Origin of the sequence: Neohoeflea coraliihabitans (assembly GCF_019334345.1) — a bacterium.
Classification (GTDB): Bacteria; Pseudomonadota; Alphaproteobacteria; order Rhizobiales; family Rhizobiaceae; genus Pseudohoeflea; species Pseudohoeflea coraliihabitans.
In genome coordinates, this window is record NZ_JAHWQX010000002.1 from 847353 (window position 1) to 866990 (window position 19638).

The 19638-nt window shown below is 63.4% G+C and carries 17 protein-coding genes; 13 read left to right on the forward strand and 4 right to left on the reverse strand.

Annotated elements, in window-relative coordinates; genetic code table 11:
- Positions 1-4 precede the first annotated feature (4 nt).
- The gene (locus KY465_RS09955) at positions 5-2290 is read right to left on the reverse strand and encodes an NADP-dependent malic enzyme (RefSeq protein WP_219201499.1); all 2286 of its coding nucleotides are present in this window, start codon (positions 2288-2290) and stop codon (positions 5-7) included.
- A gap of 166 nt (positions 2291-2456) precedes the next feature.
- Between KY465_RS09955 and mutS the strand changes: the two genes are divergently transcribed.
- Both mutS and KY465_RS09965 read left to right on the forward strand, forming a co-directional pair.
- Positions 2457-5249 carry a DNA mismatch repair protein MutS gene (gene mutS, locus KY465_RS09960; protein WP_255561555.1) on the forward strand — a complete coding sequence of 931 codons (2793 nt, stop codon included), beginning with the start codon at positions 2457-2459 and terminating at the stop codon, positions 5247-5249.
- A 58-nt stretch (positions 5250-5307) separates the two neighbouring features.
- Positions 5308-6300, forward strand: a complete 993-nt coding sequence (locus KY465_RS09965; protein WP_219201500.1) for an adenosine kinase — start codon at positions 5308-5310, stop codon at positions 6298-6300.
- Between the two features lie 94 nt (positions 6301-6394).
- Here the strand turns inward: KY465_RS09965 and grpE are convergent, their stop codons facing one another.
- Positions 6395-7006 (reverse strand): nucleotide exchange factor GrpE, encoded by a 612-nt coding sequence (gene grpE, locus KY465_RS09970; protein ID WP_428982970.1) that lies wholly within the window; start codon positions 7004-7006, stop codon positions 6395-6397.
- Between the two features lie 196 nt (positions 7007-7202).
- On the opposite strand from grpE, the gene KY465_RS09975 reads away from it, so the two are divergent.
- The 3 genes from KY465_RS09975 to KY465_RS09985 are packed head-to-tail and all read left to right on the forward strand — an operon-like array spanning position 7203 to position 8850.
- Entirely contained in the window at positions 7203-7622 is a 420-nt protein-coding gene (locus KY465_RS09975) for a hypothetical protein (RefSeq protein ID WP_219201501.1), read from the forward strand.
- The gene (locus KY465_RS09980; protein WP_219201502.1) at positions 7619-8149 is read left to right on the forward strand and encodes a plastocyanin/azurin family copper-binding protein; all 531 of its coding nucleotides are present in this window, start codon (positions 7619-7621) and stop codon (positions 8147-8149) included. Before KY465_RS09975 ends, KY465_RS09980 begins: the two co-directional genes overlap by 4 nt.
- Entirely contained in the window at positions 8146-8850 is a 705-nt protein-coding gene (locus KY465_RS09985; RefSeq protein ID WP_219201503.1) for an RNA polymerase sigma factor, read from the forward strand. The genes KY465_RS09980 and KY465_RS09985 overlap by 4 nt, the downstream gene beginning before the upstream one ends.
- Here the strand turns inward: KY465_RS09985 and hrcA are convergent.
- On the reverse strand, positions 8847-9923 hold the full coding sequence (gene hrcA / locus KY465_RS09990; protein WP_219201504.1) for a heat-inducible transcriptional repressor HrcA: 1077 nt from the start codon (positions 9921-9923) through the stop codon (positions 8847-8849). The genes KY465_RS09985 and hrcA overlap by 4 nt on opposite strands.
- A 206-nt stretch (positions 9924-10129) precedes the next feature.
- Between hrcA and rph the strand changes: the two genes are divergently transcribed.
- From rph to KY465_RS10025, 7 genes are all read left to right on the forward strand, one after another.
- A complete protein-coding gene (gene rph / locus KY465_RS09995; protein ID WP_219201505.1) occupies positions 10130-10861 on the forward strand; it encodes a ribonuclease PH in 732 nt (243 codons plus the stop codon).
- A 26-nt stretch (positions 10862-10887) separates the two neighbouring features.
- Positions 10888-11544, forward strand: a complete 657-nt coding sequence (locus tag KY465_RS10000; protein ID WP_219201506.1) for a non-canonical purine NTP pyrophosphatase — start codon at positions 10888-10890, stop codon at positions 11542-11544.
- A gap of 80 nt (positions 11545-11624) precedes the next feature.
- Positions 11625-12815 (forward strand): radical SAM family heme chaperone HemW, encoded by a 1191-nt coding sequence (hemW, locus tag KY465_RS10005; RefSeq protein ID WP_219201764.1) that lies wholly within the window; start codon positions 11625-11627, stop codon positions 12813-12815.
- A gap of 93 nt (positions 12816-12908) precedes the next feature.
- On the forward strand, positions 12909-13829 hold the full coding sequence (gene rsmI / locus KY465_RS10010) for a 16S rRNA (cytidine(1402)-2'-O)-methyltransferase (protein WP_219201507.1): 921 nt from the start codon (positions 12909-12911) through the stop codon (positions 13827-13829).
- Positions 13829-14242, forward strand: a complete 414-nt coding sequence (locus KY465_RS10015; RefSeq protein ID WP_219201508.1) for a YraN family protein — start codon at positions 13829-13831, stop codon at positions 14240-14242. The genes rsmI and KY465_RS10015 overlap by 1 nt, the downstream gene beginning before the upstream one ends.
- 86 nt (positions 14243-14328) lie before the next feature.
- The gene (gene gshB, locus KY465_RS10020) at positions 14329-15270 is read left to right on the forward strand and encodes a glutathione synthase (RefSeq protein ID WP_219201509.1); all 942 of its coding nucleotides are present in this window, start codon (positions 14329-14331) and stop codon (positions 15268-15270) included.
- A 462-nt stretch (positions 15271-15732) separates the two neighbouring features.
- Entirely contained in the window at positions 15733-17265 is a 1533-nt protein-coding gene (locus KY465_RS10025; protein WP_219201765.1) for a YifB family Mg chelatase-like AAA ATPase, read from the forward strand.
- Between the two features lie 189 nt (positions 17266-17454).
- Here the strand turns inward: KY465_RS10025 and dut are convergent, their stop codons facing one another.
- On the reverse strand, positions 17455-17928 hold the full coding sequence (gene dut / locus KY465_RS10030) for a dUTP diphosphatase (protein WP_428982993.1): 474 nt from the start codon (positions 17926-17928) through the stop codon (positions 17455-17457).
- Positions 17929-18041: 113 nt separating this feature from the next.
- On the opposite strand from dut, the gene KY465_RS10035 reads away from it, so the two are divergent.
- Complete coding sequence (locus KY465_RS10035; RefSeq protein WP_219201767.1) at positions 18042-19631, forward strand: peptide chain release factor 3; 1590 nt, start codon at positions 18042-18044, stop codon at positions 19629-19631.
- Positions 19632-19638: the final 7 nt, after the last annotated feature.

Here is a 19638-nt window from a genome sequence, read left to right on the forward strand (position 1 = left end):
GCAGTCAATTCATCGCATTGTAGGCGGCGATTGCCGCCATATTGACGATATCGGAATCCTTGGCGCCCATGGAGACGATCTGCACCGACTTGTCGAGGCCGACCAACATCGGCCCGATGACCGTCGAGCCGCCCAGTTCCTGCAGCATCTTGGTCGAGATCGAAGCTGAATGGAACGCCGGCATCACGAGGACATTGGCGGTGCCGGACAGCCGGCAGAACGGGTACTGTTCCATGATGTCGGCATTCAGCGCGACATCCGCGGCCATCTCGCCGTCATACTCGAAATCAACACGCCGCCGGTCGAGGATGCGCACCGCCTCGCGCACGCGTTCGGCGCGTTCCCCGGTCGGGTGGCCGAAGGTCGAATAGGCGAGCATGGCAACCCGTGGCTCGTAGCCCAGCCGGCGCGCCATGCCGGCGGCTTCCTCGGCAATATCGGCGAGTTCGACCGAATCCGGCATGTCGATCACCGCAGTATCGGCGACCAGCACCGTGCGGCCACGGCATAGCGCCAGTGACACGCCGATCACGCGGTGGCCGGGACGCACGTCGATGCAGCGGCGAATGTCCTCAAGTGCCGTGGAATAATTGCGGGTGATGCCCGTCACCATGGCATCCGCATCGCCCAGCGCCACCATGGCGGCGGCGAAGTGGTTGCGGTCGGTCTTGATCAGCCGCTGGCAGTCGCGGTGCAGATACCCCTTGCGCTGCAGGCGCGAATAAAGATGATCCGTATAGGCCTCAACCCGCCGTGAAATGCGGGCATTGATCAGTTCGATGCCTTCGCGTTCGAGGTCGATGCCGGCGGATCTCGCCGTTTCACGCACTTCCTCATCGCGGCCGAGGAGGAAGGCGGTGCCAAGTCCCTGATTGGCGTAGGCGACGGCGGCGCGCATCACCTGTTCTTCCTCGCCCTCGGCAAATACCGTGCGTTTCGGTCTGCGGCGGACTTTCGTGTAAATACGCTGAAGCGTCGAGGCGAGCGGATCGCGGCGGGCCGACAATTCGTGGGCGTAGGCGTCGAAATTGACAATCGGCTTGGTGGCGACGCCCGAGTCCATCGCAGCGCGTGCGACAGCCGGCGGCACGGCCGTGATCAGACGCGGGTCGAACGGAACGGGGATGATGTATTCCGGCCCGAAACGTGGCCGATTGCCGCGATAGGCGGCCGCGACATCATCAGGCACGTCTTCGCGGGCGAGATTGGCAAGCGCCTCGACGGCAGCGATTTTCATGTCGTCATTGATGGTGCTGGCGCGTACATCGAGCGCACCGCGGAAGATGTAGGGAAAGCCGAGAACATTGTTGACCTGGTTGGGATAGTCGGAGCGACCCGTTGCCATGATGGCGTCGTCGCGAATCGTCGCAACTTCCTCGGGGGTGATCTCCGGGTCCGGATTGGCCATGGCGAAAATGATCGGATTGGCCGCCATGGAGGCGACCATCTTGTCGGTCAGTGCGCCCTTGACCGACAGGCCGAAAAAAACGTCCGCCCCCTCGAGAGCCTCGGCGAGATCGCGGCGGTCGGTCTTCACGGCGTGAGCCGACTTCCACTGGTTCATCCCGGCCTCGCGGCCCTGATAGATCACACCCTTGGTATCGCAGAGAATGATGTTTTCCGGCGCGAAACCCATCGCCTTGATCAGTTCGACGCACGCAATGGCCGCGGCGCCGGCGCCGTTGCAGACCAGCTTGGTTGTCTTGAGGTCGCGGCCGGTGAGATGCAGCGCGTTGATCAGACCGGCAGCGGCGATAATGGCAGTGCCATGCTGGTCGTCATGGAAGACCGGAATGTCCATGACCTCGCGGAGACGCTGTTCGATGATGAAGCATTCGGGCGCCTTGATGTCCTCGAGATTGATGCCGCCGAAGCTCGGCCCGAGAAAGCGCACGCAATTGACGAATTCGTCGGCATCTTCGGTCTCGATCTCGAGATCGATGGAATCGACGTCGGCGAAACGCTTGAAGAGCACCGACTTGCCTTCCATCACCGGCTTGGCGGCCAGCGCCCCGAGATTGCCAAGCCCGAGAATGGCGGTGCCGTTGGTGATGACCGCCACCATGTTGCCGCGGGTGGTGTAGTCGAAGGCGCGCGAGGGATCATCGGCGATGGCTTGAACCGGAACGGCAACGCCCGGCGAATAGGCCAATGACAAGTCGCGTTGCGTTGTCATGGGCTTGGTGGGCACGATCTCCAGCTTTCCCGGCCGGCCGCGGGAATGAAAATCCAGCGCTTCCTGGGTGGTGACGGTGGTTGCCGAACGATCGGGCTTTTTCGTCCCTGCCATGTTTACCCTTCCCCCTGTGGGCGAGCGTTGATCGCTGCCTCATTGATGTTGATCTCGTAGGTTGTCCTTCGTTAGGGTGCTTGGCAAGTGCTGTAAAGGCAGACGGCTGTTTCGCCCGATCGCCTGCCGATCCGACATCGCCAACCCTGCAACGGCAGTTTTCCGCTTGAATGACTCCGCGCCTCTCTCCGCCCGCACCCTGAAGGTGGCCGAACTGGCCACCGAGGAAAGCCGTGCGGCGGCGACGCCGATGATGGAACAATATATCGAGATCAAGGCAGCGAATCCCGATTGCCTGCTGTTCTACCGTATGGGCGATTTTTACGAATTGTTCTTCGAGGATGCGGTCGATGCAGCGCGCGCGCTCGGTATCACCCTGACCAAGCGCGGCCAGCATCTCGGACAGGCGATCGAGATGTGCGGCGTGCCGGTGCATGCCGCCGATGATTACCTGCAAAAGCTGATCCAGCTTGGATTTCGGGTGGCGGTCTGCGAACAGGTTGAAGATCCGGCCGAGGCGAAGAAGCGTGGCGGAAAATCCGTGGTGCGGCGGGACGTCGTACGTCTGGTCACGCCCGGCACCTTGACCGAAGACAAGTTGCTGTCGCCATCGCAATCGAACCATTTGATGGCGCTGGCCCGCATTCGTGGTGGCGAGGAAGCACAGTTCGGACTTGCCTGGATCGACATTTCGACCGGCAGCTTTCGCGTCGCCGAAAGTCGCCCGGCGCGCGTACTGGCCGACATCATGCGCGTCGAGCCCAGTGAAATCATTCTTGCCGACAGCCTGTTTGAAGATCCCGAGGCAAAGCCGCTGATCGAGCAACTGGGCCAGCGGGCCGTACCGCAGCCGCAGGTGCTGTTCGACAGCTCCTGCGCCGAGAGCCGCATTTGCCGCTATTTCGCGGTGGCTTCGCTTGAAGGCTACGGCAATTTCTCGCGCGCCGAGTTGGCGGCCGCAGCGGCGGCGCTGGCATATGTCGAAAAGACACAGTTCAACGAGCGGCCACCGCTCGAGGTGCCTCTGCGCGAAGAGGACGGTGCAAGCTTGTTCATCGATCCCGCGACGCGCGCCAATCTCGAATTGAGCCGCACCCTGGCCGGCGAGCGCCAGGGCAGTCTGTTGAAAGCCATTGACCGTACCGTAACCGGCGGCGGTGGCCGCAAGCTTTGCGAGTGGCTGATGTCGCCGCTGACCGATCCCGAGGAGATCAACAGCCGGCTCGACGCGGTCGCCTGGCTGATCCGCGAAAGCCGGCTATGCGAGGATGTGCGGACCGCATTGCGCCGGCTTGCCGACATGCCGCGAGCGCTGTCGCGGTTGGCGATGAACCGTGGCGGGCCCCGGGATCTGAGCGCATTGCGCGATGGCGCGCGCGCGGCAGAGGTGGTGGCGGCACTGTTTGCAGAACGGGAGACACCCGAGCTTATCAAAGAGGCACTTGCTGCGATCGCCGCCTTCCCGGACGAATTGCGCGCGTTGCTGGCAGACTGCCTGAGCGATGAAGTGCCGCTGCTCAAACGCGAGGGTGGCTTCGTACGGCATGGTCACGCGGCAGAACTCGATGAGTTGCGTGCGCTGCGCGATGAATCGCGGCGCGTGATCGCCGGTCTGCAACTGTCCTATGCCGAGGACACCGGCGTCCGGTCGTTGAAGATCAAGCACAACAATGTTCTGGGCTATTTCATCGAGGTGACAGCAGCCAACGCGGCACCGCTGCAGGAGGGCGAGACGGCCCGCGGCCGGTTCATTCACCGGCAGACAATGGCCAATGCGCTGCGTTTCACCACAACCGAGCTTTCTGATCTGGAAACGCGCATCGCCAATGCCGCCGATCAGGCGCTGCGCATCGAACTGGGGCTGTTCGAAGACATGGTGCTGTGTGCTGTCGGCGCAGCGCCGGCAATCAAGGCGGCGGCGGAGGCGCTGGCCGTTATCGATGTCTATGCGGCGTTGGCGGTGCTTGCCGAAGAGCAGGGATATGCCCGGCCGCGGGTCGACGACAGCATGGCATTCGAAATTGTCGGCGGCCGGCATCCGGTGGTCGAGCAGGCCCTCAGGCGGCAGGCGGCGCAGCCCTTTGTCGCCAATGACTGCGATCTTTCCCCGCCCGGCGAAGGTGTGACGCCGTCACCAGCTACAGGAAGCGGAGCGGAGCAGGCCGGCGCCATCTGGCTGTTGACCGGTCCGAATATGGGCGGCAAGTCAACGTTCCTGCGGCAGAACGCCTTGATCGCCATCATGGCGCAGATGGGGTCCTTCGTGCCTGCTGGTGCGGCACATATCGGGGTCGTCGACCGGCTGTTCTCACGGGTCGGGGCTTCCGACGATCTGGCGCGCGGTCGCTCGACCTTCATGGTCGAAATGGTCGAGACCGCAGCCATTCTCAATCTCGCCACGGCGCGCTCGCTGGTCATTCTTGACGAAATCGGCCGCGGCACCGCGACCTTTGACGGGTTGTCGATCGCCTGGGCGGCGGTGGAGCATCTGCACGAGGTCAACCGGTGCCGCAGCCTTTTCGCCACGCATTTTCATGAGCTGACAGCGCTGGCCGACAAGCTCGACCGGCTGGCCAATGTGACGATGAAGGTCAAGGAGTGGAAGGGCGACGTCGTTTTCCTGCACGAGGTGGCGCCGGGCGCCGCGGATCGATCCTACGGCATTCAGGTGGCCCGGCTGGCCGGACTGCCCGAAGCCGTGGTGACGCGCGCCCGTGATGTCCTGGCGCAGCTGGAATCCAGCGAGCGCGACAATCCGGCGCTCACTCTGGTCGATGACCTTCCGCTGTTCGCTGCACATCTGAAGAGTGCGCAGGCAAAGCCATCCGAGACTTCCGCCCTGCCCCCCGAACTAGCAGCACGGCTGGCAGAATTGCATCCGGACGATTTAAGCCCGCGGCAAGCACTTGAAGCACTTTACGAGATCAAGCGCCTCGCCGCCGGCGACAAAAGCGGCTAAGGCAGGGCGGCCCTGATCTCCTCGGCAATTTTCCACGTCCCTTCTTCGAAAGGCCCTCATGAGTCAGTTTGATATTCTGTGTATCGGCAATGCCATTGTCGACATCATTGCCCGTTGCGAAGACAGTTTTCTCGAGGAAAACGCGATCATCAAAGGCGCAATGAACCTGATCGATGCCGAACGGGCCGAGACGCTCTATGCACGGATGGGTCCGGCGATCGAAATGTCCGGGGGCAGCGCCGGCAACACCGCCGCGGGTATTGCCAGTCTCGGCGGCCGTGCGGCCTTTTTCGGCAAGGTGGCCGATGATCAGCTGGGACAGATCTTCAGCCACGACATTCGCGCCCAGGGCGTGCATTTTCAGACACCGGCGCTCACCGGCACACCGCCGACGGCGCGCTCGATGATTTTCGTGACGCCGGATGGCGAACGCTCGATGAATACCTATCTCGGTGCCTGCGTGGAACTGGGTCCCGAGGATGTTGAAGAGGATGTGGTCGCGGCGAGCCCCATCACTTATTTCGAGGGCTATCTGTGGGACCCACCGCGCGCCAAGGATGCGATCCGTCGCACCGCAGAGATTGCGCATGCGCACGGTCGACAGATGTCGATGACGCTGTCAGATCCGTTTTGTGTCGATCGCTACCGCGATGAATTTCTCGAGCTGATGCGCTCGGGCACCGTCGATATCGTCTTTGCCAATGAAGACGAGGTGAAGTCCCTCTATCAGACGCACGATCTCGAGACGGCGATCGCGGCAATCGCGGGCGATTGCCAGATTGCCGCGGTGACACGCTCGGAGAAGGGATCGGTAGCGATCGCCGGCGACGCGCGGCACGAGATCCCGGCGATTAAGGTGCGCGAGGTGGTCGACACCACCGGCGCCGGTGATCTCTATGCAGCGGGTTTCCTGCACGGACTGGCGCAGGACAAGCCCCTCGATGCGTGTGGCCGGCTGGGCAGTCTGGCTGCCGGACTGGTGATCGAGCAGATCGGACCGCGGCTGCAATTCTCGCTGGCCGAAGCGGCGCGCAAGAATGGATTGCTCTAGCGCGGCACGCGCCAGCGAGCACCGATAACGTCACTGCGGCCAGATTGCATCGCCAGGAGGAACCGGCGGCGCTGGTTTATCAGCCCGCGAGTTCTCAGGCGTCCTTCTCGGCCTGCGGATTGGGCGGGCCGGGCTCGGCAGCGGGCTCCTTCGGACCGCCCTTGGCGACCCCGACCATGGCCGGCCGCAGCACCCGTTCGCCGATAACGAAACCCGGCTGGACCACTTCAATCACGGTGTTGTTCGGGAACTCCGGATTGGGAACCTCGAACATCGCCTGGTGGAAGTGCGGATCGAACTTTTCGCCCTTCGGATTGATCTTGCGGACCTGATGTTTTTCAAGCGCCGCCAGCATCGTGCGTTCAGTCAGCTCGACGCCTTCGAACAGTGTCTTCAGATCGCCCTCTTCGGCCGTTGCATCGTCTCCCACCGATTCAATGGCGCGGCGCAGATTATCTGCCACCTGAAGCATCTCGCGGGCAAAGCCGGCGACTGAATAGCTTTTGGCATCAGCGACATCGCGGCTGGTGCGGCGACGCAGATTTTCCATTTCGGCGGCAAGGCGCAGATAGCGATCCTTCAGATCGGCATTCTCGGCCTGCAATGCCTCGATATCGGCCAAAGGCTGATCGCCCTCTTCGGCGGGAGCGGCCTCGGCTTCAGTCTCTTCGTACCGCCGGTCTTGCTGCTCATCACTCGTCATCATTCACAGTCCCTGCACATTTCATCAAAGGAAGCTGGATCGCATATCATTGTTCGAACCACAAAAATCAAGGCCCGGACCACGTTTCCAGCGGTGAGAAGAGATGTTTCGGCGGATTGCCGGGAACGTTTTGCAGATGTCTGCATCCAAGGCTTCGAGTGCGGAATTTGCCGCACCGGCAATGCTGAAAGGAAACATCATGCTCAAGCCACTCATCTTTGCTGGCCTGTTTACGCTCTCCGCCGCTTCTGCGGCCCCGGCCCTCGACGCGGATGCGGTCAATCAATCACCGCCGGGTGAGCCGTTCGTCCAGGTGAGCGAAGCGCTGCCTCTGCCGGAATTCATTCCCGGTCTCGGCACGCTGTTTGTCGATCCGGCACAACTTCCCGCGGGCCCGTTTCTTGCCTATGACCATGCAGGAAAGCTCAGCGCCACGGTGTACATGACGCCGCTCAAAGCCTTGCAGGATGGCACCGCTTTCGACGGTTTGGCCGTTGGGTCAAGCACCGTCAGCGCCGTGGACATTTACTATAATGGCGGCCATCCAGGCGTTGATGAACCGCACGCACATGTGGTGCTGTTTCATGACGCCGAAGCCAAGGCGAGGCTCGCCGAATGATGCTGAAACGACGTCAGGCGTTGTCCAGCGGGGGTGGCGTGCTCGCCGCCCTTGCCTGCCCCCGCCTTCTTGCCGCGGCCCCGCTGAAGACAATTTTCATGCGCGGCAGCGCGCGTGGGGAGCGGATATGGTTTGATCCCGTGGGGCTGGCCGTCGCGCCCGGCACGCGGTTGCGGTTTATCAATCGCGACCAGGGCAACAGCCACACCGCAACGAGCTATCATCCGGACAACTACGACCGCGAGCGACGAATCCCGGTGCGGGCAACGCCCTGGGACAGCGGGTTCCTGCTGCCGGGCGACAGCTTTGAAGTGACGCTGACCGCGCCCGGGGTCTATGACTATTATTGCATTCCCCATGAAATGGCGGGGATGGTCGGCCGTATCGTCGTTGGCATGCCGGAAGATCCCCTCTGGGAGGGAGCGCGCGGTGACAGCGATGATCTTGCAGCACAAGCGGCAGCCGGGTTTCCGAGCGTTGAAACCATTCTGCGGCACAGGGCGATCAGTCAGGAGGCGAAACCATGAATGTGCCGACAGCACGCTGTGCACCGACTGATCCAACGGCTACCAGCGACCGTGCCTCGCTTGTCCGACGGGCGCGCGGGCGGGACGAGCAGGCGATCCGCGAACTCATCCGCCAGATGAACCCCCGGCTTTTTCGCGTGGCCCGGGGCATGGCCGGCAGCGATGCCGAGGCGGAGGAGATCGTCCAGGAGACCTATCTCCTCGCCTTCACGCGCCTCGACGGTTTTCGCGGCGAGGCGCAATTTGCGACGTGGATCACGCGAATTGCCATCAATTGCGCGCTGATGCAGCGTCGGCGTGCGCAACCGAGCAAGGAGTATGACACGGTGAAGGAGGAAGAAGCGGACGGTGTACTGCCTTTTCCGGTTCAGCACACAGAGTTGCCGGAGGCGGCCCTGGGACGTGCACAAATCCGCGCACTGCTCGAAGATGCCGTCTCTCAGCTGCCGCCGGACCTGCGCCTGCCGTTCGTGATGCGCGAGGCCGAAGGGTTGAGCGTGGGCATCATCGCGCGCCAGCTTGATCTGTCCAGCGTGACGGTGCGAACGCGCCTGTTTCGTGCGCGGCGAAAATTGCGCGCCGTGCTTGAACAACGCGTCGCTGGCGGCTTTGAAAGCATCTATCCCTTTGATGGCGCCCGTTGCTCGAACATGGCTGACCGCGTGATTGCCGGTCTCGCCCTAAACCATGTGGGGCGCTAGCGCAGGATGCGCGAGACGAGTTGCGCCGTGTAATCGACCATCGGGACGATGCGGGCGTAATTGAGCCGCGTCGGACCTATGATACCGACCGCGCCGACCACCTGGTTTTCGCCGTCGCGGTAGGGTGCGACAATCAGCGACGATCCCGACAATGAGAAGAGCTTGTTTTCCGATCCGATGAAGATGCGTACGCCGGAGCCCTCTTCGGCGAGGGTCATCAATTCAATCAGGTTCTCCTTGCGCTCCAACTCATCAAACAGCAGACGCAGCCGATCAAGTTCTTCACCGGCCGCGAGGCTGTCGAGCAGATTGGCACGGCCGCGCACGATCATCCGGGCCGCCCCGCCCTGTTCCGAGCCGGCCCAGACCGCCAGACCGCGCTCGACCAGATCGCTCGACAATTCATCGAGTTCGCGGCGCAGCTCGGCCTGAAGACCGCGCAATTCACCGCGTGCCTCGCTCATCGTGCGGCCGGCCAGATGGGCATTGAGATAATTGGCCGCCTCGGTCAACTGGCTGGCGGTGACGCCGGCGGGCAGTTCCATGACGCGGTTCTCAACCTCGTCATTGTCGCCAACCAGCACCACCAGGGCGCGTTGCGGATCGAGGCGGATGAACTCAATGTGCCGGATCGCGTGGTCGGTCTTTGCCGCAATCACCAGGCCGGCACCGCGCGACAGGCCTGAGAGCATCTGGCTGGCCTCGGTGAGCACAGTCTCCACCGGACGGCCGGCCGAGGTGCGGCGCACCTGACTCTCGATTTCGTGGCGCAGGTCCGGTTGCAGATCACCCACCTGCATGAATGCATCGACGAAAAAGCGCAGACCCTTTTGCGTGGGCAGCCGCCCGGCGCTGATATGCGGCGCGTAGATCAGGCCGAGTTCCTCGAGATCGCTCATCACATTGCGCACCGAGGCTGGCGACAGCGATGCGGTGAGCATGCGCGCCAGTGTGCGCGAACCGAGCGGTTCACCTGACTCGAGATAGGTCTCGACGATGTTGCGGAAGATCTCGCGGGACCGGTCGTCGAGGTTCGACATGAGGTCGGCCGCTGCAAACTGATTGACCGTCATGACGATTGTTTTTGAACTCCTCAGCAGCACATTGCACAGTCCATTAAACTATAGGGTCTCGGCAGGCCGAGTAAAAGAGGCAAGCGCACGAGCGGTGATGTCTTGAGCCGTTTTGACGCGGCTTTTGCAGGCGGCGGCGCGGAACCGCTTCCATCTGCCCGGCAAACGCTCTAGAAGCAGCGCCACAGCAAACAAGGAGACTTCATATGCGTCCTTCCGGTCGTAAAACGGATCAGATGCGGGCCGTCAGCTTCGAGCGCGGATTTTCAAAACACGCCGAGGGCTCGTGCCTGGTCAAGTTTGGCGACACGCATGTTCTGTGCACCGCCAGTCTGGAAGAACGGGTACCGCCGTGGCTGCGCAATGCCGGGCGTGGCTGGGTTACCGCCGAATACGGCATGCTGCCCCGGGCGACGGGCGATCGCATGCGGCGGGAAGCATCGGCCGGCAAACAGGGTGGCCGCACCCAGGAAATCCAGAGATTGATCGGTCGGTCGCTGCGTGCGGTCGTCGATCTCGAGGCCCTCGGCGAACGCCAGATCACCGTGGACTGCGATGTGTTGCAGGCTGATGGGGGGACGCGCACGGCTGCGATCACCGGCGCATGGGTAGCGCTGCGCGACTGTCTTGGCTGGATGGAAGCGCGGCAGATGGTCAAGGCCGACAAGGTGCTGAAGGACCATGTCGCCGCCATTTCCTGCGGCATCTTCGCCGGGCAATCGGTGATCGATCTCGATTATCTCGAGGATTCAGCCGCGGAGACGGATGCCAATTTCGTCATGACCGGCGCCGGCGGCATCGTCGAAATTCAGGGCACGGCGGAAGGCGAACCGTTCAGCCAGGAGCAGTTTCTGACCCTGCTGTCGCTGGCCGGCACGGGAATCGGAGAGCTCGTTGAGATGCAGAAAAAGGTCCTCTCGGACACTTCTGCAGCCTGACAGCAGACACAGCGCAAGGAACGGATGTGACGACGGCAAAGACCATACTCGTGGCCAGCCACAACGCCGGCAAGATCGCCGAGTTCAGCGCGTTGTTCACGCCGCTCGGCGTGACGGTGACGTCGGCTGCGGAACGGGGTCTGGCGGAACCTGTGGAGGAGGGTGAGACCTTCGAGGCAAATGCCGCCACCAAGGCGCTGGCGGCAGCGCGCGCCTCGGGCCTGCCGGCCTTGTCCGACGATTCCGGGCTGATGGTCGACGGACTGGATGGCGCGCCGGGCGTTTACACTGCCGACTGGGCGACGCTGCCGGACGGAGGGCGCGATTTCAACGTGGCGATGCAGAAGGTCGAAGCGGCACTGCAAGCGCGCAACCTGCAGACGCCCGCGCAGCGCGGCGCACGGTTCGTCAGCGTGTTGTGTCTTGCCGACCCCGACGGCTCGACCGCATTTTACCGCGGCGAGATTGCCGGCCATCTCGTCTGGCCGCCGCGCGGCGATAAGGGTTTCGGCTACGACCCGGTGTTTCAGCCGGAAGGACACCAGCGGACCTTCGGCGAAATGTCGTCCGATGAGAAGCATGGCTGGAAACCGGGCGATGCGACCGCTCTTTCGCATCGGGCGCGTGCCTTCAAGCAATTTGTCGAGGAGGGCCTCGGTCTGCCGAGCGACACCAGCCGATGAGTGAGTTTCCCAGGCGCCAGAGACCAGCATCTGGCCTGACGCGATCGGCGCCCGAGCCGCGCCAACGCAGTGTCGCGCAGATGCGGCGCGCGGCCAATGATGGCGGCGGTGTCAATCGTGATGACGGAACGCCAGGGTTCGGGATCTATCTGCACTGGCCGTTCTGCGCGGCCAAATGTCCCTATTGCGATTTCAACAGCCATGTCCGGCATCAAGAGGTTGATCAGTCTGCTTACAGTGCTGCCTTCGCCCGGGAGATCGCTCATATGCGGCAAATGTCCGGACCCCGCGAGGTGACGAGTATTTTCATCGGAGGCGGAACGCCTTCGCTGATGCAGCCCGAGACGGTCGGCACCCTCCTGGAAGCGGTCGCGCAGGCCTGGCACGTGCCGGACGGGATTGAAATCACCATGGAGGCCAACCCCTCCAGCGTCGAAGCGGCGCGCTTTCACGGCTACCGAGCGGCCGGCGTCAACCGGCTGTCGATGGGTGTGCAGGCGCTCAACGATGCCGACCTGAAGAAGCTCGGCCGTCTGCATGATGTTGCCGGGGCGCTGGAAGCGATCGGCCTGGCGCGCCAGATCTTTCCGCGCATGTCGTTTGATCTGATTTATGCAAGGCCCGGCCAGTCCAGCGCCGCCTGGGAGGCTGAATTGGAGCAAGCGATCGGCCTGGCCGCCGACCATCTCTCCCTCTACCAGCTGACAATCGAGGAAGGGACGCCGTTTTTCGGCCTGCACACTGCGGGCAAACTGATCGTGCCGGACGGGGAAGCGTCGGCGGAACTGTACGAAGTGACCCAGGCGATCACTGCCGCGCACGGGCTGCCGGCCTACGAGATTTCAAACCATGCGCGACCGGGGGCGGAAAGCCGCCACAATCTGACCTATTGGCGCTATGGCGACTATGCCGGCATCGGCCCGGGAGCGCATGGGCGGCTGACGATCGCCGGGAGAAAAATCGCCACCGCCACGCTGCGGCACCCGGAAAGCTGGCTCGCGCAGGTGGGCGAACAAGGGCATGGCATCGATGAGGAGGAATGGCTCGACAGCGCCACCCAGGCCGATGAGTTGCTGCTGATGGGATTGCGGCTTACGGAGGGTCTCGACCTGGCGCGCTGGCGGGCGCTGGCAGGCCGGGAGCTCGACACCGACCGTGTCGCCTTTCTGGACAATCTGGGATTGATTGAAGGGTTGGGTCCAAACCGGCTGCGCTGCACGCCACGCGGCATGCTGGTGCTCGACGCCGTGGTGGCCGATCTCGCCTTTTGACGCTGTTTCGGGCAAGCTGGCGGGCGCGCAGCGGCGACTGCTCGCCATGTCCGATTGCGGATGCTGCGCGGCAAGGAGTTCCGAGCTAGTTGCATGACCGATAACCCCCCCGCTCGCCCTGCGCCAAAAGGCGTTGCCAGCAAGAGTTTTACGATCGCCGGTGCCGAACTGGCGGCGCGGCCGCTCGATGCGGCATTGTATCTTGTGTCGACACCCATCGGAAATCTCGGCGACATGACCCTGCGCGGGCTGGAAACGCTGGCCGCTGCCGATGTGATCGCCTGCGAGGACACGCGCGTGTCACGCGTGCTTCTGGAACGCTACGGCATTGCGGGACGTCCCTATGCCTATCATGAACACAATGCCGATGCGGTGGGCCCGAAACTGATCGCACGCATTTGCGGGGGCGAAAGCGTCGCCCTGATCTCTGACGCCGGTACGCCGCTCGTCTCCGATCCGGGCTATCGGCTGACCCAGTTGGCACTGGACGCCGGGCTGAGGGTGATCCCGGTGCCCGGCGCCTCGGCGCCGCTGGCGGCGCTGGTGGCTTCCGGCCTGCCCAATGACGCTTTTCTGTTCGGCGGTTTCTTGCCGCAGAAGGACAAGGCGAAACGCGACCGCTTGCGCGCCTTTGCGGATGTGGCCGCAACACTGGTATTTTTCGACAGCCCGAACCGCATCGGCGCCACCTTGCAAGCCGCCGCCGAGGAACTGGGCGCAACGCGGCCGGCGGCCGTGTGCCGCGAACTGACCAAGGCTTTTGAAGAGGTCCGGCGGGACACGTTGGGCGGCCTTGCGGAGGCCTATGCCGATACTACGACAAAGGGGGAAATCGTTCTTGTCATCGCACCGGGCGAATACAGTCCCCCAAGCGCGCAGGAGGTGGACAGCATTCTCGCCGAGCTGATCACCGATCTTCCAGCCGGCAAGGCCGCAACGGAGGCATCGCACCGCACCGGCCTGCCGCGCAAGGTGCTGTATGACCGATTGCTGGCGATGAAGGACGAGAGGTGATGGCGGGCAGGGAGCGCGGACCGCGCGCCACGCCCACCCTGCATCAGCGACCCACGCGGCGCCGACGCGATGCGGAGCGGCGCGGGCGACGGGCGGAGTGGATGGCGGCCTGCGCCTTGCTTGCCAAGGGTTATAAAATTGCCGCCCTGCGCTACCGCTGCGCGCAGGGCGAGGTCGATCTGATCGCCCGGCGCGGTGATCTGGTGGCTTTCGTCGAGGTCAAGGCGCGCCGTGACCTCGCAGGCGGCATTGACGCGGTCACCGCTACGGCTCAGCGGCGCATTGCGGCCGCCGGATGCCATTGGCTGGCGCGGCAAGGCGATCGTGATCGGTTGTCCTGGCGTCTCGATCTGGTGGTGGTGCGTCCATGGCGCTGGCCCTTGCACCTGCCCGGAGCCTTCGAGGCAGGATGACAATTTGCACCGGCGCTTAGCGGTGTACGGTTGCACCGGCGGTACGGCCCGCGTATCTACTGACCACGCTGCATGGAGACCGCGCAATGCCCGAGATCAAGACCGTCGCCGTCCAGATGGACCATGTCTCATCGATCCATATCGCGGGCGATTCGACCTTCGCCATGTGCATGGAAGCGCAGAATCGCGGCTATGAGCTGTTTCACTATACGCCCGACCAGCTTTCGATGCGTGACGGCGAGGTGTTCGCGACCGTCGAACCCATGCAATTGCGCGAGGAAGTGGGGCGGCATTTCGAACTGGGCGAGCCGCAGCGTGTCGATCTGGCGACGATGGACGTCGTGCTGCTGCGGCAAGACCCGCCCTTTGATATGAACTACATCACGACCACGCACCTGCTGGAGCGCATTCATCCTCAGACGCTGGTGGTCAATGACCCGGCATGGGTGCGCAATTCGCCCGAAAAAATCTTCGTCACCGAATTCGCCGACCTGATGCCGAAGACGCTGATCACCCGCGATCCGGCGGCCGTCGCGGCCTTCCGCGCCGAGATTGGCGACATCATCGTCAAGCCGCTCTACGGCAATGGCGGGGCCGGCGTGTTCCATCTGCGGCCCGACGATCGCAATCTGTCCTCACTGCTTGAGATGTTCGATGCGAGCTTTCGCGAGCCGTATATCGTGCAGGAATATCTGCCGGCCGTGCGTGCTGGAGACAAGCGGATCATCCTGATCGACGGCGAGCCGGTGGGAGCTATCAACCGCGTGCCGGCAGAGCACGATTCGCGCTCGAACATGCATGTTGGCGGCCGCGCCGAGGGCAGCGAACTGACGGACCGAGAGCAGGAGATCTGTGCGCGGATCGGTCCCGCGCTGCGCGAACGCGGCTTCCTGCTGGTCGGCATCGACGTGATCGGCGACAAGCTGACAGAGATCAATGTCACCTCGCCGACCGGCATTCGCGAAATCAAGAAATTTGGCGGTGCCGATATTGCCGCTCTGTTCTGGGACGCGATCGAGCGGCGCTGACCGTGGCGCTTTTTGCTGCATAAAGAGCCCCGGGTCAGCAGCAAACAAGCCTGCTTGGCCCCGACGTTAGCCTGTCGGCTGCGGACACGAACAGAACACAGTCGCCAGTTGCCGTGCGCCGCCCGATCTTGCCCGCATTACCCCAGAGGCACAGAGATCGGCGAAGTTCGAAACGCAAATTTACGCGTTCTGGTTGCGTTCCACGCCGTTCTGTTTTTTCTACCTGGCACAACCATAACACACCTATAGCGCGCATTTGTTTCTTTTTTGTTCTTGTTTTTTTCCTTATGACGTGCATTGATAAGCCTAGTATCGCCTTAGACGGGTATTCCAACACGTCGTGAGCGCGGCTCGTCCAGCGGCCGACCTGCGGTGCGGTGCCGACTGAGGGCGACAGGGAACAGACGTCAGTTGCGGGTCACAGGAGGCGTGGACAAGCGGCACGCGGAGAGGAGGCGAATGATGGTCGCCAGGGTGGCAACGGTAGCATTTCAGGGCATCGAGGCGGTGCCCGTGGATGTGCAGGTGATGGTGGCGCCGGGCAAGGTCGGGATGCAGATCGTCGGCCTGCCGGACAAGGCGGTGGCGGAAAGTCGGGAACGGGTTCAGGCCGCCCTGCACGCCTCTGGGCTGGCGATGCCGGCAAAGCGGGTGACAATCAATCTGGCGCCGGCCGATCTGCCGAAGGAAGGCAGTCATTTCGATCTGCCGATTGCGCTCGGGCTGATGGCGGCGCTGGGCGCGCTGCCGGCCGATCAGCTGCAGGATTATGTGGTGCTCGGCGAGTTGTCGCTCGATGGTGGAATCGCGGCAGTCGCCGGGGTTCTGCCGGCGGCGATCGGCGCCAATGCTCTGGGCAAGGGTCTGATCTGTCCGCATGACAGCGGTGCCGAGGCGGCCTGGGCGGGCGAGGAGGTCGATATTCTGGCGCCCCGCAGCCTGATTGCGCTCGCCAATCATTTTCGCGGCACGCAGGTGTTGTCGCGGCCCGAACCGGCGCGTCGCAGCGACCCTTCGGACCTGCCTGACCTGGCCGACATCAGGGGACAGGAGAGCGCGCGGCGGGCGCTGGAAGTGGCGGCAGCTGGGGGCCACAACCTTCTGATGTGCGGCCCGCCGGGTTCAGGCAAATCGATGCTGGCGGCACGGTTGCCGTCCATCCTTCCGAGCCTGGCGCCGGCGGAACTTCTGGAAGTTTCGATGATCCATTCGATCGCCGGACAGATCGGAGGCGGCCAGTTGTCCGATCGACGGCCGTTCCGGGCGCCCCATCACTCGGCATCGATGGCGGCCATGGTCGGCGGCGGCTTCCGGGCGCGTCCCGGCGAGGTTTCCCTGGCGCATCGCGGCGTGCTGTTTCTCGACGAGTTTCCGGAGTTCTCGCCGCAGGTGCTCGATTCGCTGCGCCAACCGCTGGAAGCCGGCGAGAGCGTGATTGCGCGCGCCAATCACCGGGTCACCTATCCCGCGCAGATTCAGCTGATTGCGGCGATGAATCCCTGCCGCTGCGGCAGGGCCGGCGAGCCGGGATACAGCTGCGCGCGCGGACCGCGATGCCAGGCTGATTATCAGGCGCGCATCTCAGGACCGCTGCTCGACCGCATTGATATCCGCATCGACGTGCCCGCCGTTCAGACCCGCGATCTCATCGGAAAGCAGGAGGCGGAGGCAAGCGCCGCAGTGGCCAAACGCGTGCTGGCAGCCCGCGAAACGCAGGTTGCGCGGTACCGGGAGCTCGGCCTGCCGCATGTGCGTATGAATGCCCATTGCTCGACCGCTCTGATCGAAACCGTCGCCGCGCCAGATGCGGGGGGCCAGGCGCTGCTGCATGAGGCAGCGGAGAAATTGCGTCTCTCGGCGCGCGCTTACCACCGCATCTTGAAGGTGGCGCGAACCCTCGCCGATCTGGAGGGGCTTGAAACGGTTGGGCGTATCCACCTGGCGGAAGCCATTTCCTATCGCGTGGCCGCCGAACCGTTGCGCGCGGCGGCCTGACCGTTTCTTCCGCGATCCGGCAGCGCAATGGCTGGACCGGGTGGATGCCGCCCGCTGAGGCGCTTCATGAACGGCATTCGCTCGGCGCGAAACAGCCTGCCATCAGCGGCGTTGTTCGCAAAAAATGCTCTTCACCGAGCTGCGCCGTCTTGCACTTTGCAGCATGCCCGGCATGCACCCCGACTGTGATCAAGCGCTGCCGGTCGAACCGAATCCGCCCTCGCCGCGTGCCGTATCATCCAGCCGGAGCCGCACTTCGAGGGGCAGCTGGACGACAGGCGCGATGACCATCTGGGCGATACGCAGGCCGCGCTCGATGACAAACGGCTCAGCACCCAGATTGATCAGCAGCACCTTGATCTCGCCGCGATAGTCACTGTCGATGGTGCCGGGCGTGTTGAGACAGGTCAGACCGTGCTTATAGGCCAGTCCGGAGCGCGGGCGGATCTGCGCCTCGAACCCGTCCGGGATCTGCATTTTCAAGCCGGTCGGCACCAGCAGACGGGCGCCGGCCTCCAGCGTGAGCGGCGCTTCACCGGCAATGGCAGCACGTAGATCCATGCCAGCGGAACCGCGCGTCTCATAGGCAGGCAGTTGCAGGCCCTCGCCATGCGGCAGCACCTCGATTCCGAGAGATGGCATGTGCGTGTCACCGGCGGGGATGTGGGATGGTGGTCTGGACATGCGTCACCTTCCTGCGCGGGCATGTCAGGGTCAATTGCAAGTGGCGCGGCGACAAGCTAGAAGGTGCCGCCATCAACAGGATTCCGAACGCTATGCCCGAAAGCATCGCCGCGGCGGTGGCACGCCGCCGCACCTTTGCCATCATCTCGCACCCGGACGCGGGCAAGACGACGCTGACCGAAAAGCTTCTGCTGTTTGGCGGCGCCATCCAGCTCGCCGGGGAAGTGAAAGCGAAGAAGGACCGCATTCAAACGCGCTCGGACTGGATGAAGATCGAGCGCGAGCGCGGCATCTCCGTGGTCACCTCGGTGATGACCTTCGAATATGGCGATCACGTCTACAACCTGCTCGACACGCCGGGCCACGAGGATTTTGCCGACGACACGTACCGGACGCTGACAGCGGTCGATGCGGCGGTGATGGTCATCGATGCGGCGAAAGGCATCGAACCGCGGACGCTGAAGCTGTTCGAGGTGTGCCGGCTGCGCGACATTCCGATCGTCACCTTCGTCAACAAGATGGACCGGGAAGCGCGCAACCCGTTCGAAATTCTCGACGAAGTGGAACAGAAGCTGGCGCTTGATACGGCGCCGATCACCTGGCCGATCGGCCAGGGCAAGAGTTTTTGCGGCACCTATCACCTGGCGAAGAGCGCGGTGCGCGGCTCCGATACGCAGCGTGACCTGACGCCGGTCAACGGGCCGGAAGCCAGCCAGGCCGCCGGGCAGCTGCCGGAAAATGAGCGCGAGACCTTCATCGAAGAATGCGGCCTGGCCGCCGAGGCCTGTCAGCCATTCGACCTGGCGGCGTTTCGGGAAGGGCATCTCACGCCGGTGTTCTTCGGATCGGCGCTGAAGAATTTCGGCGTCCGAGACCTGATCGATGCGCTCGGCGCCTATGCCCCGCCGCCGCGCGATCAGGTGGCCGACACCCGCACCGTCGAGGCGACGGATGAAAAGATGACCGCGTTCGTGTTCAAGATTCAGGCGAATATGGACCCCAATCACCGCGATCGTATCGCCTTCGTGCGTGTGTGTTCGGGCAAGTTGCAGCGCGGCATGAAGGCGCGGCTGGCACGCACCGGCAAGCAGATGGGCCTGTCGGCACCGCAATTCTTCTTTGCCTCGCAGCGGCAACTGGCCGACACGGCTTTTGCCGGCGACGTCGTCGGCATTCCCAACCACGGTTCGCTGCGCATCGGCGACACCCTGACCGAGGGCGAATCCCTCGTCTTCCAGGGTGTGCCGAACTTTGCGCCGGAAATCCTGCGGCGTGTGCGTCTGGGCGATGCGATGAAGGCGAAGAAGCTGAAGGAGGCGCTGCAGCAGATGGCCGAAGAAGGCGTCGTGCAATTGTTCACGCCAGAAGACGGCTCGCCCGCCATTGTCGGCGTGGTCGGTGCCCTGCAGCTCGACGTTCTGAAAGAGCGGCTGAACAATGAATACGGTCTGCCGGTTGATTTCGAGATGGCGCGGTTTTCCGTCTGCCGGTGGATTACGGCGCCGGACAAGGCGGAACTCGAAAATTTCATCGACCGGCATCGCGGCGACATCGCCCGCGACCTCGACGGCGACCCGGTGTTTCTTGCCGCGGACGGGTTCTCCCTCAATTACGAGGCGGAGCGCTATCCCGGCATCAAGATGATCGCGATCAAGGAATATCACGTCGCCAAAGCGGCATAAGGGGCGC